Source organism: Pseudoalteromonas sp. NZS127 (assembly GCF_015864805.1).
Classification (GTDB): domain Bacteria; phylum Pseudomonadota; class Gammaproteobacteria; order Enterobacterales; family Alteromonadaceae; genus Pseudoalteromonas; species Pseudoalteromonas nigrifaciens.
Genome location: NZ_JADYWN010000021.1, coordinates 32,318 through 59,016 on the forward strand (window position 1 = coordinate 32,318; position 26,699 = coordinate 59,016).

General features: G+C 40.4%; 25 protein-coding genes, 4 tRNA genes and 2 pseudogenes. 19 read left to right on the forward strand and 12 right to left on the reverse strand.

All coding sequences use genetic code 11. From position 1 onward, the window contains the following. Positions 1-171: 171 nt before the first annotated feature. Both I6E78_RS15705 and I6E78_RS15710 read left to right on the forward strand, forming a co-directional pair. A complete protein-coding gene (locus I6E78_RS15705) occupies positions 172-699 on the forward strand; it encodes an acyloxyacyl hydrolase (RefSeq protein ID WP_011327814.1) in 528 nt (175 codons plus the stop codon). A 94-nt stretch (positions 700-793) separates the two neighbouring features. Continuing rightward, entirely contained in the window at positions 794-940 is a 147-nt protein-coding gene (locus tag I6E78_RS15710) for a DUF2897 family protein (RefSeq protein ID WP_011327813.1), read from the forward strand. Between the two features lie 37 nt (positions 941-977). Here the strand turns inward: I6E78_RS15710 and I6E78_RS15715 are convergent, their stop codons facing one another. Together I6E78_RS15715 and bamC are read right to left on the reverse strand one after the other, a co-directional pair. Continuing rightward, positions 978-2,393, reverse strand: a complete 1,416-nt coding sequence (locus tag I6E78_RS15715; RefSeq protein WP_011327812.1) for a YjiH family protein — start codon at positions 2,391-2,393, stop codon at positions 978-980. Between the two features lie 65 nt (positions 2,394-2,458). Next, positions 2,459-3,517, reverse strand: coding sequence for an outer membrane protein assembly factor BamC (bamC, locus tag I6E78_RS15720; RefSeq protein WP_197182861.1), 1,059 nt, complete (start codon positions 3,515-3,517; stop codon positions 2,459-2,461). 353 nt (positions 3,518-3,870) lie between these two features. On the opposite strand from bamC, the gene I6E78_RS15725 reads away from it, so the two are divergent. The 3 genes and pseudogenes from I6E78_RS15725 to bcp (I6E78_RS15735) form a co-directional block, all read left to right on the forward strand. After that, positions 3,871-4,407 carry a glycine cleavage system protein R gene (locus I6E78_RS15725; protein WP_011327809.1) on the forward strand — a complete coding sequence of 179 codons (537 nt, stop codon included), beginning with the start codon at positions 3,871-3,873 and terminating at the stop codon, positions 4,405-4,407. A 14-nt stretch (positions 4,408-4,421) separates the two neighbouring features. Beyond that, the gene (gene bcp, locus I6E78_RS15730; protein WP_058373011.1) at positions 4,422-4,901 is read left to right on the forward strand and encodes a thioredoxin-dependent thiol peroxidase; all 480 of its coding nucleotides are present in this window, start codon (positions 4,422-4,424) and stop codon (positions 4,899-4,901) included. A 181-nt stretch (positions 4,902-5,082) separates the two neighbouring features. Further along, positions 5,083-5,394, forward strand: a pseudogene (bcp, locus tag I6E78_RS15735) (thioredoxin-dependent thiol peroxidase); the annotation flags it as partial. A 254-nt stretch (positions 5,395-5,648) separates the two neighbouring features. Here the strand turns inward: bcp (I6E78_RS15735) and I6E78_RS15740 are convergent. From I6E78_RS15740 to queE, 5 genes and pseudogenes are all read right to left on the reverse strand, one after another. Further along, entirely contained in the window at positions 5,649-5,891 is a 243-nt protein-coding gene (locus tag I6E78_RS15740) for a DUF2789 domain-containing protein (RefSeq protein ID WP_011327807.1), read from the reverse strand. Positions 5,892-5,994: 103 nt separating this feature from the next. Next, positions 5,995-6,456 (reverse strand): flavodoxin family protein, encoded by a 462-nt coding sequence (locus I6E78_RS15745; RefSeq protein WP_197182862.1) that lies wholly within the window; start codon positions 6,454-6,456, stop codon positions 5,995-5,997. 451 nt (positions 6,457-6,907) lie between these two features. Next, positions 6,908-7,036 (reverse strand): annotated as a pseudogene (locus tag I6E78_RS18715) (SAM-dependent methyltransferase); the annotation flags it as partial. 227 nt (positions 7,037-7,263) lie between these two features. Beyond that, on the reverse strand, positions 7,264-8,007 hold the full coding sequence (locus tag I6E78_RS15750; protein WP_197182863.1) for a class I SAM-dependent DNA methyltransferase: 744 nt from the start codon (positions 8,005-8,007) through the stop codon (positions 7,264-7,266). Positions 8,008-8,202: 195 nt separating this feature from the next. Beyond that, positions 8,203-8,868, reverse strand: a complete 666-nt coding sequence (queE, locus tag I6E78_RS15755; protein WP_041454388.1) for a 7-carboxy-7-deazaguanine synthase QueE — start codon at positions 8,866-8,868, stop codon at positions 8,203-8,205. Between the two features lie 146 nt (positions 8,869-9,014). On the opposite strand from queE, the gene queC reads away from it, so the two are divergent. Beyond that, a complete protein-coding gene (queC, locus tag I6E78_RS15760; RefSeq protein WP_011327802.1) occupies positions 9,015-9,671 on the forward strand; it encodes a 7-cyano-7-deazaguanine synthase QueC in 657 nt (218 codons plus the stop codon). A gap of 47 nt (positions 9,672-9,718) precedes the next feature. Here the strand turns inward: queC and I6E78_RS15765 are convergent, their stop codons facing one another. Then, positions 9,719-10,168, reverse strand: a complete 450-nt coding sequence (locus tag I6E78_RS15765) for a methyltransferase family protein (RefSeq protein ID WP_011327801.1) — start codon at positions 10,166-10,168, stop codon at positions 9,719-9,721. 185 nt (positions 10,169-10,353) lie between these two features. Here I6E78_RS15765 and I6E78_RS15770 point away from each other — a divergent pair, with 185 nt between their 5' ends. Then, positions 10,354-10,596, forward strand: a complete 243-nt coding sequence (locus tag I6E78_RS15770) for a hypothetical protein (RefSeq protein WP_011327800.1) — start codon at positions 10,354-10,356, stop codon at positions 10,594-10,596. On the opposite strand, the gene I6E78_RS15775 is transcribed toward I6E78_RS15770, so the two are convergent. The 4 genes from I6E78_RS15775 to I6E78_RS15790 form a co-directional block, all read right to left on the reverse strand. Beyond that, positions 10,591-11,637, reverse strand: coding sequence for a hypothetical protein (locus I6E78_RS15775; protein ID WP_182676861.1), 1,047 nt, complete (start codon positions 11,635-11,637; stop codon positions 10,591-10,593). The two genes, I6E78_RS15770 and I6E78_RS15775, sit on opposite strands and share 6 nt — an antisense overlap. A 309-nt stretch (positions 11,638-11,946) precedes the next feature. Continuing rightward, positions 11,947-12,885, reverse strand: coding sequence for a class I SAM-dependent methyltransferase (locus I6E78_RS15780; RefSeq protein ID WP_011327797.1), 939 nt, complete (start codon positions 12,883-12,885; stop codon positions 11,947-11,949). A gap of 2 nt (positions 12,886-12,887) precedes the next feature. Beyond that, the gene (gene uvrB, locus I6E78_RS15785) at positions 12,888-14,882 is read right to left on the reverse strand and encodes an excinuclease ABC subunit UvrB (protein WP_197182864.1); all 1,995 of its coding nucleotides are present in this window, start codon (positions 14,880-14,882) and stop codon (positions 12,888-12,890) included. Then, positions 14,879-16,255, reverse strand: coding sequence for an MATE family efflux transporter (locus tag I6E78_RS15790; protein WP_011327795.1), 1,377 nt, complete (start codon positions 16,253-16,255; stop codon positions 14,879-14,881). Before I6E78_RS15790 ends, uvrB begins: the two co-directional genes overlap by 4 nt. Before the next feature lie 1,049 nt (positions 16,256-17,304). On the opposite strand from I6E78_RS15790, the gene I6E78_RS15795 reads away from it, so the two are divergent. From I6E78_RS15795 to nth, 12 genes are all read left to right on the forward strand, one after another. Beyond that, positions 17,305-17,381 (forward strand) — tRNA-Asn (locus I6E78_RS15795). A 21-nt stretch (positions 17,382-17,402) separates the two neighbouring features. Continuing rightward, positions 17,403-17,479, forward strand: a tRNA-Asn gene (locus tag I6E78_RS15800). A gap of 22 nt (positions 17,480-17,501) precedes the next feature. After that, positions 17,502-17,578: transfer RNA gene (locus I6E78_RS15805), tRNA-Asn, on the forward strand. 25 nt (positions 17,579-17,603) lie between these two features. Then, a tRNA-Asn gene (locus tag I6E78_RS15810) sits at positions 17,604-17,680 on the forward strand. 150 nt (positions 17,681-17,830) lie between these two features. Beyond that, positions 17,831-19,774: an EAL domain-containing protein gene (locus tag I6E78_RS15815; RefSeq protein WP_197182865.1), complete on the forward strand. Its 1,944-nt coding sequence runs from the start codon at positions 17,831-17,833 to the stop codon at positions 19,772-19,774. Positions 19,775-20,037: 263 nt separating this feature from the next. After that, the gene (gene rsxA, locus I6E78_RS15820) at positions 20,038-20,619 is read left to right on the forward strand and encodes an electron transport complex subunit RsxA (RefSeq protein ID WP_197182866.1); all 582 of its coding nucleotides are present in this window, start codon (positions 20,038-20,040) and stop codon (positions 20,617-20,619) included. A gap of 1 nt (position 20,620) precedes the next feature. After that, positions 20,621-21,175, forward strand: coding sequence for an electron transport complex subunit RsxB (rsxB, locus tag I6E78_RS15825; protein ID WP_011327790.1), 555 nt, complete (start codon positions 20,621-20,623; stop codon positions 21,173-21,175). A gap of 8 nt (positions 21,176-21,183) precedes the next feature. After that, positions 21,184-23,727: an electron transport complex subunit RsxC gene (rsxC, locus tag I6E78_RS15830; RefSeq protein ID WP_197182867.1), complete on the forward strand. Its 2,544-nt coding sequence runs from the start codon at positions 21,184-21,186 to the stop codon at positions 23,725-23,727. Beyond that, on the forward strand, positions 23,724-24,782 hold the full coding sequence (rsxD, locus tag I6E78_RS15835) for an electron transport complex subunit RsxD (RefSeq protein WP_041454387.1): 1,059 nt from the start codon (positions 23,724-23,726) through the stop codon (positions 24,780-24,782). Before rsxC ends, rsxD begins: the two co-directional genes overlap by 4 nt. Beyond that, entirely contained in the window at positions 24,779-25,420 is a 642-nt protein-coding gene (rsxG, locus tag I6E78_RS15840; RefSeq protein ID WP_011327787.1) for an electron transport complex subunit RsxG, read from the forward strand. The genes rsxD and rsxG overlap by 4 nt, the downstream gene beginning before the upstream one ends. Beyond that, a complete protein-coding gene (locus I6E78_RS15845; protein ID WP_041454386.1) occupies positions 25,417-26,115 on the forward strand; it encodes an electron transport complex subunit E in 699 nt (232 codons plus the stop codon). Before rsxG ends, I6E78_RS15845 begins: the two co-directional genes overlap by 4 nt. Positions 26,116-26,155: 40 nt before the next feature. After that, positions 26,156-26,699, forward strand: a 544-nt coding sequence (gene nth / locus I6E78_RS15850; RefSeq protein ID WP_197182868.1) for an endonuclease III, incomplete at its 3' end; no start/stop codon positions are given.

Consider the following 26,699-nt stretch of genomic DNA (forward strand, 5'->3'; position numbering starts at 1 on the left):
GCAACTTATTAATGCCCATTTAGCACCAATAAAACAAAGTAAATAAATTCAATTAGTTAATCAACCTCGGTTAACACCCTATATACAAACGTATTTTTGTCCCATTGAAAACACCCATGTTGCGCCCTTACTATTTAGTCACTATTTAACTCAGGCACAGCACTGACACCTATGAAAACGTCATTTTTATCATTATTTATATTTGTTTTATTATTCACGAGTCAACACGCATTCGCACAATCGCAGCACGGCTACGCAATTGATCTGCTCAAGGGAGAAGGTGGCGTAAATGGCTTTAAACTAGCCCATCAATATTATCCTACAGGGTTGCAGTCTTTACTTGGCGATACGCGCTTTTATTTCGAAACCAGTGTAAACCTTTGGCAATATAACCATGGCGATAAAACACAGTCTAATGTAGTGCTTGCCATGTCGCCTGTGCTGTTGTTCCCAGCATTTAGCATTAACAATACCCCCATATATGTAGAAGCGGGTATTGGTATTTCATTGGTTGATGAAACCTATTTTGCGGGTAAAAACATTAGCACTCACTATCAGTTTGAAGACAGAATTGGCTTAGTTGCTGATTTTGGCGAAACCAACGTGGCGCTAAGAATTATTCATTACTCTAATGCGGGCTTTAAAGATCCCAACCCCGGGCTAAATTTTTTAACTCTATCGGTAGCAAAACGCTTTTAAATACTGCATTAGCACCATTTTTTAAGTCACTTTATTGCTGTTTTAAACTAAAACGCTCACACTTATACTTTGCTTATAATTAACGGACGTTGCTATGCAAACTTGGCACATGGTTGTTATTGTTATCATTGTATTTGCTATTATTATTGGTAATCTTGCACTGCTAAAGCACTCGGCAAATTTACCCTTTAAAAAAACAAAGCCCGATAAAACTAACTCTACAGATACAAAAAAGCCCTGAATATCAGGGCTTTTTACTGCTTAATCTTTATAACCAACTAACCAACTAACCAGTGCGCCATTAAGGCAATAACTGGTAAAGTGATTAAGGTTCTAAGAATAAAAATAATAAACAATTCAAAAATATTAACCGGTATTTTACTGCCTAGTAAAAGTGCACCCACTTCCGACATATAAATAAGTTGCGTTACACTCATTGCCGCAATAATAAAACGGGTTACGTCGCTCTCAATTGTGCCCGCTGCTAATATTGAAGGAATAAACATATCAGCAAAACCAACCATAATCGTTTGTGAAGCAAGCTCTGCTTCTGGTATTCGTAGCAGCTCTAAAAATGGAATAAACGGCATACCTAAATACTGAAAAACAGGGGTATATGTGGCAATAATTAACGCAAATGTACCTACCGCCATTACGACAGGTAATACAGCAAACACCATATCAAATGCATTGTGTAAGCCTTCTTTTAACGTGCCTTTAAACCCTGGCGATCTATGCGCTTTAGCTAACGCAACATCTAAAGAATGCCCAAACAAGGTTTTACCACTTGGTACAGACTCAGCATGCTCATCGCGTTTACTGCCATCTATAAAGCTATCTTTTTTGAAGCGTAACGGCGGTAAGCGCGGCACAATAATCGCAGCAACCACACCGGCTAAACACACAGTTAAATAAAACGGTGCAAAGTGACTCTCTAAGCCCACTTGTTCAATAACCACTAAGCTAAAGGTAATCGAAACTGCCGAAAACGTAGTACCAATTATGGCCGCTTCACGCTCAGTGTAATGTTTTTCTTCGTACTGACGCGCAGTCATTAAAATACCTACGCTGCCATCACCTAACCACGACGCCGCACAGTCAACAGCACTGCGCCCCGGCACACCAAATAACGGACGCATAAGTTTAGTAAACAAGGTGCCCACTAGCTCTAACAAACCAAAATTTAATAACAGCGGCAGTAATAACCCCGCTAAAACAAATACCGAAAACAAAATAGGCAATAAATCGTTTAAAACCAAGCCGCCCGTATCTGCCGAGGTAATAGCATTAAATACCGGTAATAAAAACGCAGGAAGCGCCGAGCTCACGTCTGCGCCGGTTTGACTAATAAAGGTCAAAACAATAAACAGCATACCCAGTAAGCGAATACCTAGCCAAAGCCAGTTAACATCAAATAAGTGTTTTAGTATAAAAGACTTTTTAATAAAGCTAGGCTTAACAACTTTAGCTAATAGCGAAAGCACACCCGTTACACAAATAATGAATGTAAGCAGCTCAATCATAACAGAGCTAATTCCCTCTTTAATTGCTTTAGCCATTAATGCAATGGGAATGGTCATACCATCAGCAATAGGGATTGGTGTCATAAATAAAAACAAACCAATTAGCGAAGGAACTAAAAAGGTAAGCCAAGTGCGCATATTATATTGCGACGAAGTGGGTAACTGAGACATATTTTTAACCTATAAAAACCACAAAAAGAGCAAAGTGCTCTTTTTGTGGTAAAAACTTATTATTATTAAATATTAATACCGCGCTGAATGAGTGCAGCCACTAATGCTTGCTGTAAACCATTCATAGTACCTGGCTCAAGCGTATCGCCTTGTTCATCCATCCAGGTCAGACTAGTGCCGCCTTGTTTGGTTTTACTTACTAATATTTGATATTGACCTTCATCAATAGGTAATTGGGTTACTTCGTCACCCCAAATAGAATCCCATACACTTGACTCTGGTTTTTTATAATCTGCCGTAATTAAGCCTGTATCTGGGTTAATTTCAACAATAGTGAACGACAAGCGCTCTAAAAACCCTGAAAAACGGTCAAATACAGCTTCATACGACTGCTCAGTTACAAGTGCTGCATTACCTTTGTTATCAAAGCCCATTTCTAAAGAAATAATACCTTGGCGTTTGCGCATATCAACTTCAAGTTGACGATAACGATAATCAAACTCGCTAATAACTTGGTTAAGTGCACGCACTTCTAACTGTTGCTTAAATAAATCACTTAAAGGCTCATCACCTTTAAAGTCAATAAGTTCAGCACTTAATGAAGCCGTACGCTGATGCGACTTTTCTTCAATTGTAAATTTAAAGCGTTCTAAATCAACACTTTCGTCGCTATTCCATAACCAGCTTTCTTCTGGCTTAATAATAGCGTACCAATCTGTTTCTATAATGCCTAGTAGCTTGTCTGCTTTAGTCGCTTGCGTGTTATTGTCGGCTAAAACCGCATTAATAGACTCCCAAATAAACTCATCTAGGTCATCAATACCATCGTTTTTATCAAAATAAACACGGGCGTTTTTATCTGTTTCTTCAACCCAACTACCCTTTGCTACTGTAAGTACTTGAGCAGGCGGACGGTAATTTGTAGCATCTGGATTATTACTATATTGGCCTACATCCATTTTATATGTTGGATCTTGAGCGGGTTGTGATAACGATGCAGGCACTTTTACTACTTCATGAGCGCGATAATTACGCTCGTCATGTGCATCATTAGTAAATACACTACATCCTGATAAACTTACCAATACACTTACTGTTAGTGCTTTTGGGATCCAATACTGCACAGATATTTCTCCTTAGCATACCCTTTAATTGTTTTAACAAGTATATGAGTGGGTAATGCCGATTTGGTTCAGTGTAAAATCAATATTAACTTTACAGTTATAATTTGGTTGCCTGGTTGCTTAATACTCACCTCTGTTAACAAAAGTAAGCAACAAATAGACACATTTGGGCTATGGTACTTTCCCATGCTTGTAAAAACAAGAAACACTGTACTTTTAAACTGCTAAATTAGCAGCCTGTGTAGTTTAAACACGTTTTTGTGTTAAACTTCGCCGCCACGCAACTTTATGTGTTTACTTTTTGTGTTGCCAACTGCGCTGTTGTAATTCAAGTAACTTAGGTATTTAAACCCATGACTGCACACTCAAATCATCAAATTGTTTTAACAGCTATTGGCGAAGACAGGTCTGGCATAGTTAGTGAGTTAACTCAGCTAGTAAGCGATTGCCACTGTAATATAATAGATAGCCGCATTGCTATTTTAGGTAACGAATTTACATTTATCATGCTACTTAGCGGTGACATGTCGGCCATTAGCCGCATAGAACACACCCTGCCTACCAAAGCGATGGAACTGGGTTTGCTCACTATGATGAAGCGCACAGCAAGTCATAACCAAGGAGCGTTTCGCGCCGGTTACACACTAGAGTACACAGGCACCGACACACCCGGCACTTTGAGTAAAGTTACGCGCTTTTTTGCAGACAACAATATTATTATTTGCTCACTAAAGTCAGACACTTATGATGACGAAGAAGCAGTAATGAGAATGCGCTGTGAACTAGAGTTTAATATTCCTGTTGAAGTAGATGTAGACCAATTTAAAATTAGTTTTGAAAAACTTTCTCACCTTCTCAACGTAGACTATATATTTAGACGTATTCGTTAAATTAAGGAGCAAGCATGAACAAAATCAGCCCATTACAAGCCGGCGACAACGCCCCCGCTTTTAGCTTACAAAACCAAAACGACGAAACAATCACCTTAAGCGAGTTGTTAAAACAGCAACAAGTACTGGTTTATTTTTACCCTAAGGCGTCAACACCTGGCTGTACCGTACAAGCCGAAAACCTACGCGACCAGCAAGCAGAGCTGGCAAAATTTAACACCCGCGTAGTAGGCATAAGCCCAGATCCAATTAAACGCCTTAAAAACTTCGAAACTAAAAAAGAACTTAACTTCGATTTACTCTCAGATGAAGATCACGCCATTGCAGATGCATTTGGAATTTGGGGCTACAAAAAATTTATGGGCAAAGAATACGACGGCATACACCGCCTGACGTTCTTAATCGGTCAAGACGGCAAAATTAAACACCTGTTCGATAAGTTTAAAACCAAAGATCACCATCAGGTAGTGTTGGATTATCTCGCAGCAGAATAAGTTAGCGGCAGAGTAAGTTACTCGCTGTTAGAAATTAGACATAAAAAAGCGTTGCTCAAGGGCAACGCTTTTTTGTGGGTGTTGATTAAATTATACTTTTCATCGAAAGGTAAACTCACAGCGACTATCAAACGCTCAATGATGATAATGTCTGAAGTCAAGATTTGACCCCTACGGCTTTCTACGCGACCAGCAAGCAGAACTGGCAAAATTTAACACCCGCGTAGTAGGCATAAGCCCAGATCCAATTAAACGCCTTAAAAATTTCGAAACTAAAAAAGAACTTAACTTCGATTTACTCTCAGATGAAGATCATGCCATTGCAGATGCATTTGGAATTTGGGGCTACAAAAAATTTATGGGCAAAGAATACGACGGCATACACCGCCTGACGTTTTTAATCGGTCAAGACGGCAAAATTAAACACCTGTTCGATAAGTTTAAAACCAAAGATCACCATCAGGTAGTGTTGGATTATCTCGCAGCAGAATAAGTTAGCGGCAGAGTAAGTTACTCGCTGTTAGAAATTAGACATAAAAAAGCGTTGCTCAAGGGCAACGCTTTTTTGTGGGTGTTGATTAAATTATACTTTTCATCGAAAGGTAAACTCACAGCGACTATCAAACGTTCAATGATGATAATGTCTGAAGTCAAGATTTGACCCCTACGGCTTTCTATGGTTTTTGTTCTACATTCGCTACGCCCAAGATCGACATATCTATTATCTGATAATTACTGCAAATTTATTTACTCAGCGACGTTTGACAAAAGTAAATTTAAATCATCGATGACTTGAGTCCACATGCTGTTTTTATCCCATTCCTCTTGGAGAAACGTGCGTTGGCTATCATTCCAAATCTTAGATTCTTTTAATGATTCGCCTGCTGCTAATTGATTTTTTTCGATAAACTCATTAATGGCGTCATCCGAACTGTCTAATCCTAATTGCGCAAACAAGTTATTCATCGTATATTCTGATTCTGCTAACATTTTGTTTCTCCTACAATTATTTCAATTTAAACCTTAGCATATTGGCCCGGGTAAGTATACTCAGCCCGGGTAGACCACGCAGCTTACTTTGTGTTTTGGTTCGTTAATAAATACCCACATCAAGCCCAGCTGCTATGGTCATACCTAACGCTTCGCATTGCTCAAGAAACGCTGGTTGCCAGTCGCCACGACACACTAATGGTGGATGAGCCCAGTGCCAACGCAAGCCACTACAAATTGATTCAACTGCTCGGCAAGTACCAGTACCATCGTTACCAGCACGAACAAATAATGCACAAGGCAAACCCTGTTTTACATCTAGGCAAGGGTAATAACAACGGTCAAAAAAATCTTTCAATGCGCCACTCATATAACCGAGGTTTTCCGTCGTGCCCATAATTATCGCATCGCAAGCTAATACATCTTCAGGTGTGGCGTTTAATGGTGATACCCAGCGGGCTTGTACTTGCTCAATATCAGGATGCTGTGCCCCTGTCAAAACAGCATTAACCATTAACTGGGTATTTTTAGAGGGCGCATGGGCAACAATTAACAGTGTTTTCATAGTTTTCCTGCTTTTTATTTTAGCGGCAACTGTTTTTCGCCAGCTGTGTTACTGCCGATAGAGTAGAATTTTTATACTATAAGATAAAGCCATTGATAAGTTAATACTATGTCATTAGATAAAATACCGGCACAAATTGCCACCGTTCGGCAAGGGCCATGTGAAAAATGCTGCCTGAGACAAAGGGGTCGAGACAAAGGGGTCAAATCTTGACTTCAGACAACACTAAAGACAAAGGGGTCAAATCTTGACTTCAGACATCACGATTAATTAACGACTGATCTCCAATCGTACGACAATGCTAAATGCTGATAATAATTAGTAAGGGATTTTGCTGTGTCGGATGGCGCTTCGCTTATCTGACCTACGTTTTCAAATATATAATGCGGGTTTATTTGGGGTGGGTATTCGTTGGGTTTCGCTACGCTCTACCCCACCTACGTCGTTTGTCTTAAATTTTTACGCAAGCAAAAATAGCATTGCCTGAATTACCATTCCACGGGGTTATTTGCTCATAGTTATGCTCAAATATATGGATTTCGAAATAAGGCTGCAAAACTGCTTTTAGCTCGGTGAAGCTAAAGAGACAAAGGGGTCAAATCTTGACTTCAGACATCACGATTAATTAACGACTGATCTCCAATCGTACGACAACGCTAAATGCTGATAATAATTGGCAAGATATTTTGCTGTGTCGGATGGCGCTTCGCTTATCCGACCTACGTTTTCAAATATATAATGCGGGTTTATTAGGGGGTGGGTATTCGTTGGGTTTCGCTACGCTCTACCCAACCTACGTCGTTTGTCTTAAATTTTTACGCAAGCAAAAATAGCATTGCCCGAATTACCATTCCACGGGGTTATTTGCTCATAGTTATGCTCAAATATATGGATTTCGAAATAAGGCTGCAAAACTGCTTTTAGCTCGGTGAAGCTAAGCGCCACCATGGGGTGTTCATCATTCCAGATGAATGTTTCATCGCTTGTGGTTTTTTCAATACGCAGTTTTAGCGACTGTTTTTCGCCCGTGCCACTGTAATGCCAGCCAGAGCTGAAGGTAAATAAGCTATTTTCACTAGTTGCTGTATGTTTTACAAATGAATCGTTATTTATAGTATTTTTATCAACTGCGTTAAAACACAACATGCCACCGGCTTTTAGTGCGTTATGTACGCTGATGATACATGCTTTTAATTTTTCAATGCCATCACAGTAGTGAATTGAATACAAAAAACAGGTAATTAAATTTTGCTGCTGCGCTACGGTAAACTCGCTCATATTTTGCAATGTAAATTGTGCTTCTGGGCAGCGAATAGCGGCTCTATCTAGCATAGGTTGATTAATGTCGAGGCCACTGCTTGTATAGCCAATATTAATAAAATGCCGTACATGCGGGCCTGTGCCACACGCTAAATCTAGGTGTGTATTTGCGCCATTACCAAAAATTTGGTGTAACCGTTTAATAAAATGGCTTTGAGCTTGATAATCTATATCAGCGCACATTAAGTCATAGTAACCAGAGAGATCTGTGTATAAAGCATTTGCGGACATATTAGCCTAGTTATTAAAGGGTAAGTAATTTGGGTGGCGCATAGTAAACTAGTTATTAGTATTAGCGAAGTAAGCTTTAGGGTAGATGTAATTAAGGGTTGTCGGATGGCGCTTCGCTTATCTGACCTACGTAATATAAATTAACGCCGAGCTGGTATTAGCTCACAGCTAATCACTTAAAACCCGGCTTAATTATTAGCTAATCCCTAAATACTTATGCACTTGAATTGATAAGCGCCAGTTTTTAGCAATACAGGTTTTAATAGCCAGTTTAGTTGCAGACTCTTTTTGGCTAATAGGCTGTAAATAAACCAATTTAGGGTTAACACCCGTTTTAACAAACAGCTCTTCTAGCTCCTCTACATGCTTTTGCATGGCAACGGGGTGTTTAATTTCGTTGGCGCGCTGCATGGCGGTTGTAAGTACCTCAAAACCGCCGCGCATATTAATTTTTGGCGATACAGTAACCCAAGTTTGCGCTGGGGCAAGTATTTCAAAGGTGCCGCTGGTTTCTATTTGCGTACTGAAGCCGTTTTCGTGCAATAAATTACACACTGGGTTTAAGTCGTACATGCAAGGCTCGCCACCTGTGATCACCACATGCTTTGCGGTATAACCACGTGATTGAAATAACGCTAATATGTTTGCTGCGCTGGCTTGTGCCCAATGATCTGAATCGGCCTTTTTTTCTACTGTTTCGTCAAGCGACACTTTGTACACATTATCAACATCCCATGTTTGTTTTGTATCGCACCAAGAGCACCCTACTGGGCAACCTTGCAAACGCAAAAATATAGACGGTGTACCAGTATAACTAGCTTCACCTTGGATGGTTTCAAACACTTCATTTATTTTGTACAAAAGAGAACTCACTTACGATCAAGCAGCAAAATTGCTACCATTAAGGACTAAATAGCGCAGCGCAAAAATTGTTATTTATGCCGTGGGCATGTAGTATATCGTGCCCTGATATAAACCTCTATTAAAACTAAAGAGCAAAACCAGATATGACGCAAAAAGTAGTAGTTATTTATTCCGGCGGTATGGATTCATTTACCGTATTAAATAAGGCCCTGCAACAAGGACATGATGTTTATGCCTTATCGTTTGACTATGGTCAGCGTCATGTAAAAGAACTTAAGGTGGCAGCCCAGGTATGTAAGCAATTAAATGTGCCACACAAAATTGTTGATATTTCGGCTATTAATCAAATTATTGGCGGCTCATCTTTAACTGATGATATTGACGTGCCAGAAGGCCATTACGAAGAAGACAGCATGAAAAGCACAATAGTGCCAAACCGTAATATGATTTTACTGTCTTTAGCGGTAGGTTATGCAGTGTCGCTTAAAGCGAGCCAGGTTTATTATGGTGCCCACTCTGGGGATCATGCGATTTACCCTGATTGTCGTCCTGAATTTGTGCAAAAAATGGATGATGTGTGCCGCATTGCTAACTACGATGCCGTAGAAATTTTTAGCCCGTATTTAAACAATACAAAAATTGATATTTTAACCGATGGTATTGCAATGGGCTTAGATTACAGCCAAACATGGACCTGTTATAACGGCCGTGAAAAAGCCTGTGGTAAATGTGGAGCATGCCAAGAGCGCTTAGAAGCATTTGAGGTCAATAACTTAACCGACCCGCTAGAATACGAATAAACAATTTATTAAGGCTATCATCGATAGCCTTTTTTATGGGTGCTTGTTTATAGCCAGCGTTTTACTTTGTTTTTGTATTGGATGTAATCCTCACCAAAGAGCTGAGTAAGCGCCCGCTCTTCAGGAATAATTTGAAACAGTGTTAAGTAGGCAATAAAACCCGCCACACACAAAAGTGCCCATAACGAGCTTAACCAAATACCCCACCCTAGTAGTATAAATACAAAACCCACATACATAGGGTTACGAGAAAACCTATAAACGCCACTGGTAACTAAATTTGTCGCTTGCTCTGGTTTACTTGGGTTTACTGTGGTGTTAGCCAAACGAAAACTAACCAATCCGGCAATACAAAATACGCAGCCTATAGTTACTAAACTCACCGTTAAATATAAAATAAAGGCACTAAAATCAATCACACTATAATGTGCAATTAAGGCCATTATTAATGCAAAAAAAAGCACAACAACAAGTGGAGGAATTTTATTATTTAACATAGCAGCTCACTTAATTAGTTAATAAAAGGGGCAAACTCTTTGCTTAATCATTACACAATATAGCCAATGTATAAACTACCAGCACACCGGCAATCAACATTTAGAAAAATAAAGTTACAATTAGGCGCTTTATCGTAAATGTATTACGGTTATACTTTAACCAAAGTAATTAACAGGAAGCGGTTATGTCGGGCACTACCATGATTGTATTAATTGTACTTATATCTGTTGGCTCTGGAGTTATATACGATATGTACAAAAAACATTTAGAATTTAAACACCGTATGCAAAATAATAATAGCGATGCTAATAAGCACCTTGCTGAAGTAAGTGCGCAAGTTCAAGCATTAAAAGAGCGTGTGCAAACCCTTGAAACCATAGTTACCGATTCAAGCTTTGACGTAAAACAAGAAATAAATAAACTATAAATAATTTTCATATAAATGGGCGTTTTCTGGCTGCTCAATACCGTGGGCAGCTAAAAAACCACCAATAACCTGACCACAGCCCTGTGGTGCTCGGGTGCTGTCTATTTCAAAGTTTAATTGATTAGCGTGCTGCTTGCCCATAGAGCACAAGCCTAGCGCGTCTGGCGAACGTATAGCTACACTTAACTCCCCTATTTGCTCGGCCATTACCTGTTTGCTAAAGCGTGCAAAATTTTTATATTTAAAGTGCTCGCTTACATACTCGTTACTAATGGCTACAAGCGCTGTAATAAAGCCATGTAAAAAGCTATTTGCCGACGTATCGGTTATTAAAAATGCCATGGTTTTATTATTAAACTCATTTAATTGGCAATCACTACAATTAAGCTCAAGCGTATATAAGTGCTGTTTACTGGTTATTACTTGATGGTTTTTAATCACTATGCTCATACCGGCAAATATCAGCCGTTTAGCTATCGATTGAGCGCTCGCTTGATCAGTGCTATTACTTACCAACTCAGGGTTTTGCGCCATTAATGACAAGTCGTGATGGTTATTAAATGGCGTACTTGTTGCCCCTTTATGCGTTAATTGCAGCAGCTCTCGCACTTCGTGCTCTCGTGCTATTTTAAGTGCTAAAAACGCAGTTTGAATAAGCTCTGAGGTTGGTAGGTTTTTTTCTACTAGCCAGCGCCTGCCAAATAATAATTTTTTTGCGCGAGTGTGATTTTTGTTAGCTGCGCTATTTTTCTCGCAGTTTGAATTATTTGAATAGTTGTCTGGGCTAAGCACTGCCACTTGTAAGTAAAGCTGTTCATTTTGCTGGGCAGCAACCACTCTAAAGTGCGCCGAAAAGTCGATATTTTCAAGCACTGTATTAACACTTTCAAGTGTGTGTTGGTAGCGTAAAAAATGCTGTGGAACAACCCAATTATTATTCTTTAACTGCACCAAAGGGGCATACGAAATTGGCTGCTCGTAACTGTATTGCCATTTTTTATTATTGACGAGAGGTATACGGTGGCTGTTTTTATTTGGCATAAATTAGTTCGCACATGGCAATATATTGTCTGTAGCTATTTACGTTATTAGCGGCAATATTAGATCACATTTATGTGCAATTCTAAGTGGCTAATAATTAATTAATTAAGCTCTGCGTTTGTGATGATCGGGTGCAGGAATGCCTGCCTTAAAAGTAAAATTACCTATTACCCCCATAAACACTACTTTAGGTAAATAGCGCCTTAGTAATAAAAATGGCGCATGTATTATAAACATTGCGCCACGGCTCATTTTTTACTGGTAACTAATAACTAAAAACTGGTTATTAATTAAGAGTCATAATTTAAATTAGGCTACTGTTTGCGATGTTTTATAAACAAGCGCTTTTAAGCTTCTGTCACGATCTACTTCAATAAAACGCTCTGTAGCAGCTAACCGTTCAACAAACTCAATAGCGCCCTCTGTGTGCTCTGTAATTAAGGCTTTAAAAGCCTCTTCACTAAGCTCTGGGCTGTTAGCGCAAAGTAATAACTGGGTTGTATCGCTTAATAGCTCAGGTAATCTGCGCAGTACTTTTTGATAGTCTTTCGTTAAAATAAAGCTGCCTTTTTGAAAGCTTGGCGGATCAACAATAATGAGATCAAACGGCGCTGCTTTTTTTAATTTACCAAACGACTTTAAAATATCATGCGGTAAAAAGCTCACCCCTTTATTAAAGCCATTGAGCTGATGATTTTGTTTACCCACCCTAAGCACGCCTTTGCTCATATCCATGTTCATTACATGATCGGCTCCGCCTTGCATTGCCGCCAGCGAAAACCCACAGGTATACGAAAATAAGTTAAGTACTTTTGCCTGTTTACTGTTTGCTTGCACAAACTCACGGCCGCTGCGCATATCAGGAAATATTCCAGTATTTTGGCGGCTGGTTAAATCAACTAAAAAGCCAATACCGTTTTCTTTTACCACATGTTGGCTAGGCAATTGCCCATAAACCAGAGTATTTTGGCTTTGTACACCCGCGCGCTGCTGATACACAAGCGCAGTAATAAGCTCAGGGTGATGTTGCTGCGCCCATTGCCACAGCACACTGGTTAGTTCGCTCAGCGTTGGCTCATCTATTTCATCATAAGACACTAAAAACAAACTAGGTGGGTAAAAGTCTAAGTTAATATGGCTTAGCGCTTCTACGCTATGGCCGCGGCCATGAAACACGCGGCACAGCTCATTTTTTAATAAAGGGGCATCGGCTAATGCGTCAATAAGTGGAGTAAAATTAGGGGTCATAGTTAATTTATCAACTGTTGTTGGAGTTCGTGTATTTCATCACGCACTGAGGCTGCTTTTTCAAATTCTAGATCACTGGCGTAAGCGTGCATTTTACTGTCGAGTTGCTTAATTTGCACTGTGATTTCTTTAGCACTAAGGACTTTTTTAGACTCTTTACGAATGAGTCTAAGGTTATCTTTTGGCCCTGCTTCTTCGCCTACGTCCATCGAATCTAGAATCTTTTTGGCTAACGAATGTGGTTCAATACCGTGTTCAATATTATAAGCATGCTGAATTTCGCGCCTACGTGCGGTTTCGTCCATCGCCTTAGCCATCGATTTTGTAATTCGATCACCGTATAAAATTGCGCGCCCTTCTAAATGACGTGCGGCGCGGCCTACGGTTTGAATAATAGAGCGCGCTGAGCGTAAAAAGCCTTCTTTATCGGCATCAAGAATTGCCACCAGTGCTACTTCTGGCATATCGAGGCCTTCACGCAGTAAGTTAATGCCTACTAACACATCAAATACTCCAGCGCGTAAATCGCGAATAATTTCGACTCGCTCTACGGTGTCTATATCTGAGTGAAGGTAGCGCACTTTTACATTGTGCTCACTTAAGTAGTCGGTTAAATCCTCCGACATACGTTTGGTTAGCGTGGTAACCAGTACCCGCTCACCTTTCTCAACACTTTTATAAATTTCTGAAAGCAAGTCGTCAACCTGGTCCCCCACTGGGCGCACTTCAATAAGTGGATCAAGCAGTCCTGTTGGTCGAATTACTTGCTCTGCAATTGCGCCTACGCAGCGATCTAATTCAAAATCGCCTGGGGTTGCCGATACATAAATTGTTTGTGGCGAAATAGCTTCAAATTCTTCAAAGCGCAGTGGGCGGTTATCCATAGCCGATGGCATTCTAAAACCATATTCAACCAGGTTTTCTTTGCGGCTTCTGTCGCCTTTGTACATAGCGCCAATTTGCGACACTGTTACATGCGATTCATCAATAATCATTAATGCATCGTCGGGTAAATAGTCAAGTAAAGTTGGCGGCGGATCGCCCGGTGTACGCCCCGATAAGTAACGGCTGTAGTTTTCTATGCCCGAGCAATAGCCAAGCTCGCGCATCATTTCAATGTCGTACTGCGTACGCTGTGTTACGCGCTGCTCTTCTACCAATTTATTGGCACTTAATAGCTGTGCTCGGCGATCTTTTAGCTCTTCTTGTATTTTTTCGATAGCACCAAGAATTTTTTCACGCGGGGTTACATAGTGTGTTTTAGGGTAAATACTGGTGCGCACTATGTGTTTTTCAATTGCGCCTGTGAGGGGGTCAAAAATACTTAAGCGTTCTATTTCGTCATCAAACATTTCTACACGTATCGCAAATGTGCTTGATTCTGCAGGAAATATATCAACCACTTCGCCACGTACTCGGTACGTGCCGCGGCTAAAGTCTACATCATTACGGGTATATTGTATTTCGGCTAAGCGGCGTAGCATATCGCGCTGATCCACTTTTTCGCCCACTTTTAAAAGTAGCATCATTTTCATGTATGATTTTGGATCGCCCAAACCATAAATGGCCGACACTGAGGCTACAATTATAGTATCGCGGCGCTCAAGCAGTGCCTTTGTAGCACTTAAGCGCATTTGCTCAATGTGTTCGTTAATAGATGCGTCTTTTTCTATAAACGTATCACTAGAAACCACATAGGCTTCTGGCTGGTAATAATCGTAATAAGAAACAAAATATTCAACTGCGTTTTTAGGAAAAAACTCTTTCATTTCCCCGTAAAGTTGCGCGGCTAAGGTTTTGTTATGTGCCATTATTATCGTTGGACGGTTTAAGTCGTTAATAATGTTAGCCATGGTAAAGGTTTTACCTGTGCCGGTAGCACCTAGCAAGGTTTGATGAGCAAGCCCGGCCTCAAGTCCTTCGCATAACTGCGCAATCGCGGTGGGCTGATCTCCCGCAGGCTTAAAGTGTGACTTTAGTTGAAAATGATCGCTCAATGACTGCACTCCTGTAACGATTGGTTACTTAATGTTTCAAGCTCTTTCATAAACCATTTATAGGCCACCAAAGCGGTAAACAAGTTACCCACAGCAGCGCCAATAAATAACCCCAATAAGCCAGCAAGTTCGTTGCCTATATACGCAAAGGGTAAATAAAAAATAAATAAACGAATAATACTTAAAAACAATGCGTTCATCGGTTTATGTAAAGCATTAAACGATGAGTTTGATAATATGATCACCCCTTGCAAGCCGTAGCTTAATGGAATGGTGTAAATAAATAGTTTTATAACATCAATAACGGCTTGTTCTTTGCCAAATAACTGGCTTAACACGCCTGCACTAGCAATTAGTAATATATAAATAATAAACTGCCAAACCATTACAAATTTTAAGGTGCCGGTGTAGGCGTCTTTCACTCTTGATAATTTACTAGCACCAAAGTTTTGGCTTATAAATGGGGGTAATGTCATCGAAAGCGCTAATACTAACAAGCTGGCAATAGATTCTATTTTACTCCCTACCCCAAATGCAGCAACCGCTTCGGGTCCATGGTGAGCCACTAATGCGGTCATTACCGCCATTGCAACTGGCGTAAGCATATTTGCCCCTGCCGCAGGCAAACCAATTTTTAATATTTTACTAATAGAGCCAATAACCGTTTGTTTGCCTGCTTTTAAACTCAATAAACGTTTTTTTAGTAATATATATAAAATAACCACTACCGCTACTGACCAGGCAATAACACTGGAAATAGCAGCGCCTTCAATACCTAATGCCGGAATAGGTCCAAAGCCAAAAATAAGTATAGGATCGCAAATGGCATTTATTAGCCCTGCCCCGCCCATCACAAAGCTAGGCGTTTTGGTGTCGCCGCTGGCACGTAATACCGAGTTGCCAATCATAGGTGTTATTAAACACACGCTGCCTAAAAACCATACATTCATATACTGATGTATTAGCGGTAATACGTTTTCACCAGCCCCTAGTAAAGTAAATATAGGGTCAATAAACACATAACCAAAAAAAGATAATATAAGTACCAAAATCACAGCCACCAATAAAGAAATACTGGCATCAAAACGCGCTTCATTTACTTTGTGGCTGCCCAAGGCTTTTGCAATAACCGCAGAAGTGCCTATGCCCAAACCAATGGCTAAGCTTATTACCATAAAAGTAACCGGAAATGTAAAGCTCACGGCTGCTAATGGCTCTGTTCCTAATAAGCTAATAAAAAACGTATCAACAATGTTAAACATCATCAACGACACCAAGCCAAATATCATTGGAATGGTCATTTTTTTTAGTGTTGGCGAGATAGGATCATTGAGTAAATCAGGGCGAGTATGTTTTTCTGAAATTACGCGCATAGAATAAGTTGGCCTCTTTTTACTGAGCTAAACATTTTAAAGCATCTGGGCAATTCAAGCCATGCTTTATTGAGTATAGAGGGCTAAATACCTAACTAAGGAGTAAAGCTTTGTTTTCAAGCCTTAGCGTATAAATTCACCTTGAGAGCGCCAAAAAACAAATATAGATCATTTAAATTACTTTTATAACATTTAACGCTTCATAAATGGTGCATTATCACACAACATATTTTTTTACTTTATCGTCACGAAAAGTTTTACTTATCGTTAGAGTCGCTTTCAGCATCAATTCGTAACACACTGTTTTTTAATGATTTAAAAAAACATTCTTAAAGACTTGAAATCGTTGCAGCCCCCTAAAATACTGGGGGTACTGAAGTTCATAAAGTTTAATAAACAGAGTTATCCACAGAAACCGTGGATAACTCATTCAAAGCCGCATTTATAAAGGGGTTACAGCGGATCAAATAAAATGCCGTATTAAACTTATCCACGTTACCAATATGAAAACTTTCTTGGGCTTTAATGTAAAGCTTGCTGTTAGCTGCAATCACCACCTTATTGAGCAACCTAAAGGTGTAAATAAAATTATTTAAGCTATTGATTGTGTTGTTTTTGTACAAACCTTTGCGATTGGCTAATTATTAACTAATAAGTAATTAAATAAAGATATTTTTAGTTTTTGCCGTATTCGTTTTTTATGGAATTTAAGTATTAAATCGATTTTAAGCGTTAAATTTTAAAAACCACTCTGCCTGTGTAAGCTCTTTACGGCAATGTTTTTGTAATATTGAGCGCTATTTTTAGGTGTAATGGCTGTTTTTTATATTTTAAATTAAGTAAATACGCCCTTTAATTTAATAATTTTTAAAAACAAAAGTACTTTTTCATAAAAATGACGCGCTTTAATTTTGGCATTTGTGCTATAAAACGTGCAGATCGAACACAAAAACAACGAATAGAGTTCTTTTTTGTATTTATGATCTTTTATGTGTTGACACTTTGCGGCTGGATCATTAATATTTCGCCCCGTTGAAAGGCAAGACGCTTCCCCCTTAGCTCAGTTGGTTAGAGCGACGGACTGTTAATCCGCAGGTCCCCCGTTCGAGTCGGGGAGGGGGAGCCAAGTTTTTCAACCATAAACGATTCCCCCTTAGCTCAGTTGGTTAGAGCGACGGACTGTTAATCCGCAGGTCCCCCGTTCGAGTCGGGGAGGGGGAGCCAAGTTTATGTTTATGATAGTAGTTCCCCCTTAGCTCAGTTGGTTAGAGCGACGGACTGTTAATCCGCAGGTCCCCCGTTCGAGTCGGGGAGGGGGAGCCAAATCATAAAATAGCACTACTTTAGTTCCCCCTTAGCTCAGTTGGTTAGAGCGACGGACTGTTAATCCGCAGGTCCCCCGTTCGAGTCGGGGAGGGGGAGCCAATTGCTAATAATTCCATAGACATTCCTCTCAATATCTACTACCCTTTCTGATTAATAACTAAAGTATATTCACTCAATTTTCGTGTTACGATTAGTTTATAAATCAAGGATTTGATTCCTTCCCTTTCTGACAATTAAAAGATTGAAAAAATGGCAGGCTTTAAAAAACTCATATTAATACAAATACTCTCTTGGTTAGCATGTGTTGCCGTTGGTAGTTATTTTATAGCTATTAGCTTTAATTACACAGTTAACGAAGCGCAAAAAAATGCACAAGCTACAGTCCAAAATTATATAGATGGTTTAACTTTATCTGATATATCAACAAACAATTTTAAACGCGCTATTACTAATAACGATACTTTTGCAAACTTCATCCTCAGAGACAATCAAGGAGCTGAAGTATTTAAAGTAACGCACTCCCCTGCACTGCCTTTTATTGCCGAATTTGTACAAACAAATTTTAACTCGGTACGTCCCCAGTTTGTAAGCGGTAGTAATACTGATATAAAAGTAGAATTTACACTTAATGTGCAACGTTTTGCACACTTATTACAAAGCGCGTTTTTTATTATTGTGCTTGTTAGTACTTTTTTAATTATTATTCCTGTGGCGTTAATGAAGACCCTTTCTCATAGAGTAAATAAAAGAATTAGTATGGACGTGGCTGATGTTATTGATGTTTATATAAATCAAAACCAGTTAGATCATGACCTAGAAGTCAGCCTTGATACAAGCAGGCTCAAAAGCCAAGGAAAGAGCTTAGTTCCTAGCTTTAATCGTTTATCGCACTTTTTGAAAAGTAAAAATGAAGATCTGCAAAACGCAGCACTCACAATAAAACACCAAGCCTATAAAGATGGTGTAACCGATTTAGGCAATCGGAATATGTTTGTTGAGTATTATGAAAAAAATATAGAAAACAGCGAAAAAAGCACTTTTGGTACACTCGCTTTAATTAGGTGTAGTGAACTGCAATCTATTAACCAAACCCGCGGTTATCAAAAAGGTGATGAATACATTAAAGGTGTGGCTGATATTATTAAGCACATTAGTGGCACCTACACTGGCAGCCAAGTATTTAGACTTAATAGTTCTGATTTTGTAGCTGTATTACCTAATATACCGCTAAAAGAAGCCGAACGTTTTGGTGAAAACTTACAATCTCGCTTTACTCAGTATCAACAAACCCAAGAGCTCAGCTCAGTAGCTAATACTGGTATTGTGGGTTACGAAAAAGCAAAACCACTTGGTGAGTTACTTTCGGTAGTAGATAACGCCATGAGTATGGCGCAATCAAAACATGCTAACGCTTGGCATGTACAGCGCGAAAGCGATTTAATTAATAATGTAAGTGCTGGATTTGGTAATCAAAATTGGCGCAAAGTTATAAATGAAGTAATTGAAGCAAAACGTGTGCATTTAGTAATGCAAAATATTATGCCTTTGGGCAAAAATATTAAAGCGTATGCTGAGATTCAGGTGCGATTTAAAACCGAAGATAATCAAATGCTACCTACAGCCTCATTTTTAGCCATGGCCGAAAAACTTGATATGGCTATAGAAATCGACAGGCTAATTATTGACTCATCACTTGAGAAAATAAAAAGCCGAAATCTTTCAGAAAAGTTTTTTGGTTTAAATGTTACGCCTTCAAGTGCGCACAACGACCAGTTTGTAATTTGGTTAGAACGCCGATTATTAAAAGATACCCATATTGCATCAAAACTTGTTTTTGAAGTAAGTGAATTTGGGCTACAACAAAACATTAAAGCGAGTAAACGCTTTATTGACATGATTCATCGCGTGGGTGCTCGCATAACAGTTGAGCGTTTTGGTGTTGGCTTAACATCGTTTAAGTTTTTCCGCGATTTAAAACCAGACTTTATTAAAATGGATGCCAGTTATACCCGCGGCCTAGAAGATGATAAAAACAATCAATATTTTATGCGCTTAATGGTCGATTTAGCACACAGGATTGGTGTAAGTGTTTTTGCTGAAGGGGTCGAAAGCCAAGAAGAAAAGCACATTATAGAAACCCTGTGCTTAGATGGTGTACAAGGTTACTACATAGAAAAACCTAAAGACATTTGATATAAGGGCGTAGTTAACCCAAGTTCAGGTTATTTAATTAATAAAAAGAGCACTTGTTGCTCTTTTTTGCTTTATTTTCAGTACTGTCACCCATACTAAAACCATAACGTTAAATAAACTCTACAAACAAATTACAGTAATTTTACATCTTCATTATGCGTTAATTATTTTACCTTATTTATTTGACTGATAACTACTCCACATGTTGTTTATCTCGGCAGAAAAAAGGATAATGCATTGGATTTTAATAGCGCGAGGCACACATGACAGAATATGTATTGTTATTGATTGGCACTGTTCTGGTTAATAACTTTGTATTAGTACAATTTTTAGGCTTGTGTCCGTTTATGGGCGTGTCGAGTAAACTAGACACGGCTATAGGTATGTCTTTGGCTACCACTTTTGTGCTTACCCTTGCCTCTGTAACCAGCTACTTAGTTAACCAATATATTTTAATACCGTTGGATATTATCTATTTACGCACCATGAGCTTTATTTTAGTGATTGCTGTAGTAGTACAATTTACCGAAATGGTAGTACGTAAAACAAGCCCTACTTTATATCGCTTGCTGGGTATTTTTTTACCCCTTATAACCACAAACTGTGCTGTGCTAGGCGTTGCATTACTTAACATTAAAGAAGATCACTCCTTTTTACAGTCGGCGGTTTATGGCTTTGGTGCCGCAGTTGGTTTTTCGTTAGTACTTGTATTGTTTGCTGCCCTGCGAGAGCGCCTTGCAGCGGCCGATGTTCCTACCCCCTTTAAAGGTGCCTCTATTGCCTTAATTACCGCAGGCTTAATGTCGATGGCATTTATGGGGTTTACCGGATTAGTGAAGTTTTAATATGACCTTGTTTTATGCATTAATAGCACTAGGCTCACTGGCATTAGTTTTTGGCCTAATTTTAGGATTTGCCGCTATCCGCTTTCGGGTAGAAAGTAACCCTATTGTTGAGCAAATTGATACCATTTTACCGCAAACTCAATGCGGCCAATGTGGCTACCCTGGCTGTAGGCCATACGCCGAAGCGATTGCCAATGGCGACGAAATAAACAAATGCCCACCTGGCGGCGAAGCTACTATGAAAAAGCTCGCCGAATTAATGGGCGTTGATCCCAAGCCCTTAGCTGGCGGAGAGCAAGCTGAACCAATTAAAACTGTGGCATATATTCGCGAAGACGAATGCATTGGCTGTACCAAGTGTATACAAGCATGCCCAGTTGACGCCATTGTTGGTGCAACTCGACAAATGCATACTGTATTAATTGACGAATGTACTGGCTGCGATTTATGCGTAGAGCCCTGCCCTGTAGATTGCATTGATATGCTCCCTGTAGCCGAAACTAAACAAAACTGGAAATGGCAGTTAAATGCAATTCCCGTTACACAAATAGATTAGAGGTTTGAGTGGATAAGTTACTTGAACAAATAAAAAAAGGGGTCGTTTGGCCATTCCCTGGCGGCGTTCACCCACCACAACAAAAATCACTCTCTAATAGTGCCAGTATTACTCGCTTGCCATTACCCGACAAACTCGTAGTTGCACTTAAACAACACATAGGTGCTAACGGTAAACTTATTGTTGAGAAAGGTCAGCACGTTTTAAAAGGCCAAGCTTTAACCATACCTAAAGCTAACTGGTCGGTGCCTATGCATGCGCCAACCTCAGGCACAATAGCCGACATAAAGTTAATGCCTTCGGCGCACCCTTCGGCCCTACCTGAACTTAGTGTAATAATTGAGCCCGATGGTAAAGATTTATGGTGCGAGCTTAACCCAATTAAAAACCCAGCAACGCTAAGCCACGATGAACTTGTTAATATTATTCATCAAGCGGGCATTAGTGGTATGGGAGGCGCTGGTTTTCCAACTTATGTTAAAGCCGATACTAAGCAACCTATCGAGTTTTTAATTATTAATGCGGTTGAGTGCGAACCTTATATAACAGCTGATGACATGCTAATGCGCGAGCATGCCAAGCAAATAGTGCAAGGTATTGAGCTAATGCAACAACTGCTCAATCCTACGTTATGCATTGTGGGTATAGAGGACAACAAGCCAGAAGCAATTGCTGCAATGATACAAGCAGCGGAGCATAATAGCTTAATATTGGTGCAAAAAGTGCCCACTATTTATCCCTCTGGTGGCGAAAAACAGCTTATTAAACTGCTTACTAATCGCGAAGTACCTAATAATGGCATTCCGGCAGATGTTGGTATACTGGTACATAACACCGGTACTTTATTTGCTATACAACAAGCTGTTTATGAAGGTAAACCCTTAATTGAGCGCGTAGTCACAGTAACGGGTAATACTATTCATAAACCCGGAAATGTATGGGCTTTATTAGGCAGCGAAATAAAGCACTTACTCGATTGCCAAGGTTTTTCGCCGGTACCACAGCAACAAGTAATTATGGGCGGCCCAATGATGGGCTTTACCCTACCAACAATTCGTATTGGCGTGGTAAAAACCACTAACTGTATACTCGCGCCCGATCATAAAGAGCTTGCAGAGCCCGGCCCAGAAAAAGCCTGTATACGCTGTAGTGCCTGTGCGGATGCTTGCCCTGCTTCTTTATTACCTCAGCAATTACAATGGTTTGCTAAGTCAAAAGAATACGACAAACTACAAGAACACAATTTGTTTGACTGCATAGAATGCGGCGCGTGTGCCTACGTTTGCCCAAGTGAAATACCGCTAGTGCAGTACTACCGGGTAGCCAAGGTAGAAATAAAAGAGCAGCAGGCAGAAAAAATTAAAGCAGATCGTGCTAAAGAGCGTTTTGATGCGCGAAAAGAGCGCCTTGATCGCGAACAAGCTGAGCGACAAAATCGCCATAAACGTAAGCCTGCAGTTAAAACACCAGACGAAAAACAAAAAGTAGCCGATGCTTTAGCAAGAGTTAAAAGTAAATCAGCTAATAGCGATGAAAAATCAGCCGTAGCCGCTGCTATTGCCCGTGCTAAAGCTAAAAAGCAACAAGGCGATGCACTTGAACCTGATAATAGCGAAGTAGCAAAAGAACGCGCATTGCGTAAAGAACAAGCTCGACAATATAAAGAGCAAAAAGCACAAAGTGATGAGCCAGCAAGCCCTGATGATAAAAAATCAGCTGTAGCCGCAGCCATAGCTCGCGCTAAAGCTAAAAAGGCCGCACAACTAGCAAACGCTGAAAGTACAACTGACGATGCACCGCAAAACGAGGCCCCCGTTGATGACAAAAAAGCTGCTGTAGCCGCTGCCATTGCTCGCGCCAAAGCGAAAAAAGCCGCTAAAGCGTTAGCCGATGCTGAAAGTACAACTGATGATGCGCTGCAAAACGAGGCCCCCGTTGATGACAAAAAAGCTGCTGTAGCCGCTGCCATTGCTCGCGCCAAAGCGAAAAAAGCCGCTAAAGCGTTAGCCGATGCTGAAAGTACAACTGATGATGCGCTGCAAAACGAGGCCCCCGTTGATGACAAAAAAGCTGCTGTAGCCGCTGCCATAGCTCGCGCTAAAGCGAAAAAAGCCGCTAAAGCGTTAGCCGATGCTGAAAGTACAACTGATGATGCACTGCAAAACGAGGCCCCCGTTGATGACAAAAAAGCTGCTGTAGCCGCAGCCATTGCTCGCGCCAAAGCGAAAAAGGCCGCAAAAGCATTAGCCGATGCTGAAAGTACAACTGACGATACACCGCAAAACGATGTACCCGTTGATGACAAAAAAGCCGCTGTAGCCGCAGCCATTGCTCGCGCCAAAGCGAAAAAGGCCGCAAAAGCATTAGCCGATGCTGAAAGTACAACTGATGATGCGCAAGTAACGAGCGCTGTTGAGAATAACGACGCCGCATCTAGTACTAAAGCCGACGAGCCTAAAGCGAACGATGACAAGAAAAAAGCCGCAGTAGCTGCTGCTATTGCTCGAGCAAAAGCCAAAAAGTCTCAAAAAGAAGGAAATGATCAGTCGTGAAATTAACCATGGCCAGTTCGCCTCACAGCCATAGCCATAAATCGTTAACCCGATTAATGCTTTGCGTTATTGCTGCGTGTATTCCTGGGCTAATTGCTCAGATCATCTTTTTTGGTACAGGTGTGCTTATTCAGCTCATATTAGCGCTGATTGCTGTAAGTGTATTTGAAGCTGCAGTAATGCTACTTCGCAAACGCCCCGTTTGGCCTGCGTTAAGTGATGGCAGCGCGTGGCTTAGCGCAGTACTACTTGCATTGAGCATTCCGCCATTAGCCCCTTGGTGGATAGTTATTATTGGCTGTTTATTTGCCATCGTTATAGTTAAGCAGCTCTATGGTGGTTTAGGGTTTAATTTATTTAACCCTGCTATGGCCGCTTATGTATTATTATTAATTTCGTTTCCGGTACAAATGACCGCGTGGATGCCAATTACCGAGTTATTAAATACTCCGATTGGTTTTACCGAGCAGCTTAGGGTTGTTTTTACCGACTTTACTGCCACCGGTTTTAGTTTAGATCAAGTACGTGCAGGTATAGATGGCATTACTATGGCAACCCCACTGGACACTATTAAAACAGATATTGCCCATGGTTTAACCGTAACCGAAAGCATGCAAAAGCCGATATTTAATGAGTGGGCTGGACATGGATGGGTGTGGGTTAACTTAGGCTTTTTAGCCGGTGGTTTATACCTTTTAAAAGAAAAAATAATTAACTGGCATATCCCAGTAAGTTTTATTGCAAGCTTAGCACTGTGCAGTGGCATAGGTTATATAGCAGCGCCCGGTACAGAGCCTGGTATAATATTTCATCTATTAAGTGGTGCCACTATGATGGCTGCATTTTTTATTGCTACCGATCCGGTGTCGGCTGCCACCACCAATAAAGGGCGCTTAATTTATGGCGCAGCTATTGGCTTATTAGTGTATTTAATTCGCACCTTTGGTGGCTTCCCTGATGCTGTTGCTTTTAGTGTATTACTGCTCAATATTGCTGTTCCCTTAATTGACTACTACACACAGCCGCGCACTTATGGCCACGGAGCAGCAAAATGATACTATCCTCTATGGCTAAAAACGGCGCTATTTTAACTGCTTTTGCATTAGTGACTACAGGGCTGGTTGCCTCTATTAATATGCTTACCGCCGATAAAATAGCAGAGCAAGAGCTATTGCACCTTACTTCACAATTACAAGAAGTGCTCGACCCTAGTACTTACGACAACGAGCTAACAACAGATTGCGTTATTATTTCAGATGAACGACTAGGCCCTTACGCTAATCAAATAGTTTACCGTGCCCGTAAAAACAATGAACCTGTAGCCCTTATTGTAAGGCACGTAACGCCAAGTGGTTACAGTGGTGATATTAACTTACTAACCGCGGTTTTAAGTGATGGTAGTATTGCCGGTGTGCGTACCACTAAGCACGAAGAAACTCCAGGCCTAGGCGATAAAGTAGAAGTTAAAAAATCACCGTGGATCACTAGCTTTAAAACGTTAACTGTACAAAGCAGTAGCGATGCACGTTGGGCGGTTAAAAAAGACGGTGGCCAGTTTGATCAATTTACCGGTGCAACTATTACACCTCGCGCTGTGGTTGGCTCGGTAAAAAATGCCGTATTATTTGCTCAAAGTGAATTTGATGCTATTTTTGCAGCACCTAATGCCCAATGTGTAGAGGTAACTAAATGAGTGAATTAAAAACACTATATAAAGACGGTATGTGGGTCAACAACCCTGCCCTAGTACAGCTATTAGGCCTTTGCCCACTGCTTGCTGTTACGTCTACCATTACTAACGCACTTGGCTTAGGGCTGGCTACACTGCTTGTTTTAGTGGGTTCTAACATTAGTGTATCAATAGTGCGAAATTGGGTACCTAAAGATATTCGTATACCGGTATTTGTCATGATTATTGCCGGCTTTGTAACTATAGTGCAGCTATTAATGAACGCTTATACCTATGGGCTTTATCAGTCGTTAGGTATTTTTATTCCGTTAATTGTTACTAACTGCGCCATTATTGGTCGCGCTGAAGCATACGCGTCTAAAAACCCAGTTCACTTATCGGCGTTTGATGGGCTAATGATGGGTTTGGGCTTTATGATTGTGCTTGTTGTTTTAGGCGCAATGCGCGAGCTAATTGGGCAAGGCACTTTATTTGATGCCGCCGACTTGTTACTTGGCCCTTGGGCACAAAGCTTACGCATTGAAGTATTTAGCTTTGATAATCAATTTTTACTCGCAATTTTACCACCGGGTGCCTTTTTAGGTCTTGGGCTACTTATTGCCGCTAAAAATGTAATTGACGCACAAATAAAGTCAAAACAAGTTACCCCACCAGAGCCTGAAAAAGGCCCTCGTGCTCGTGTTACTAGCTTAACTTAATAGGAAAAGCGCACATTAATAAGGTGTGCGCTTAAGTAATATGAATAAAGAAAAACGCCACCAAATTCTTACTCGCTTACGCGACGATAACCCGCACCCAGAAACCGAGCTTGAATACTCAAGCCCGTTTGAGTTACTTGTCGCTGTAACGCTCTCAGCGCAAGCAACCGATGTAGGCGTTAATAAAGCCACTCGAAAGTTATTCCCTGTGGCTAACACACCACAAGCCATTTTAGATTTAGGGCACGATACACTGCGAGATTATATAAAAACCATCGGCTTATTTAATTCTAAAGCGGCAAACGTTTATAAAATGTGCCAAATTTTGGTGGATGAACACAACAGCATAGTTCCCGAAAACCGAGAAGCACTAGAAGCCCTACCTGGCGTTGGCCGAAAGACCGCAAACGTAGTACTCAACACCGCCTTTGGCTGGCCTGTAATCGCCGTAGACACGCATATTTTTCGTGTTTCTAACCGTACTAAACTCGCCATGGGTAAAGATGTTGTAGCCGTTGAGCAAAAGCTTGAAAAAGTAGTGCCTAAAGAATTTAAGGTCGATGTACACCACTGGCTAATACTGC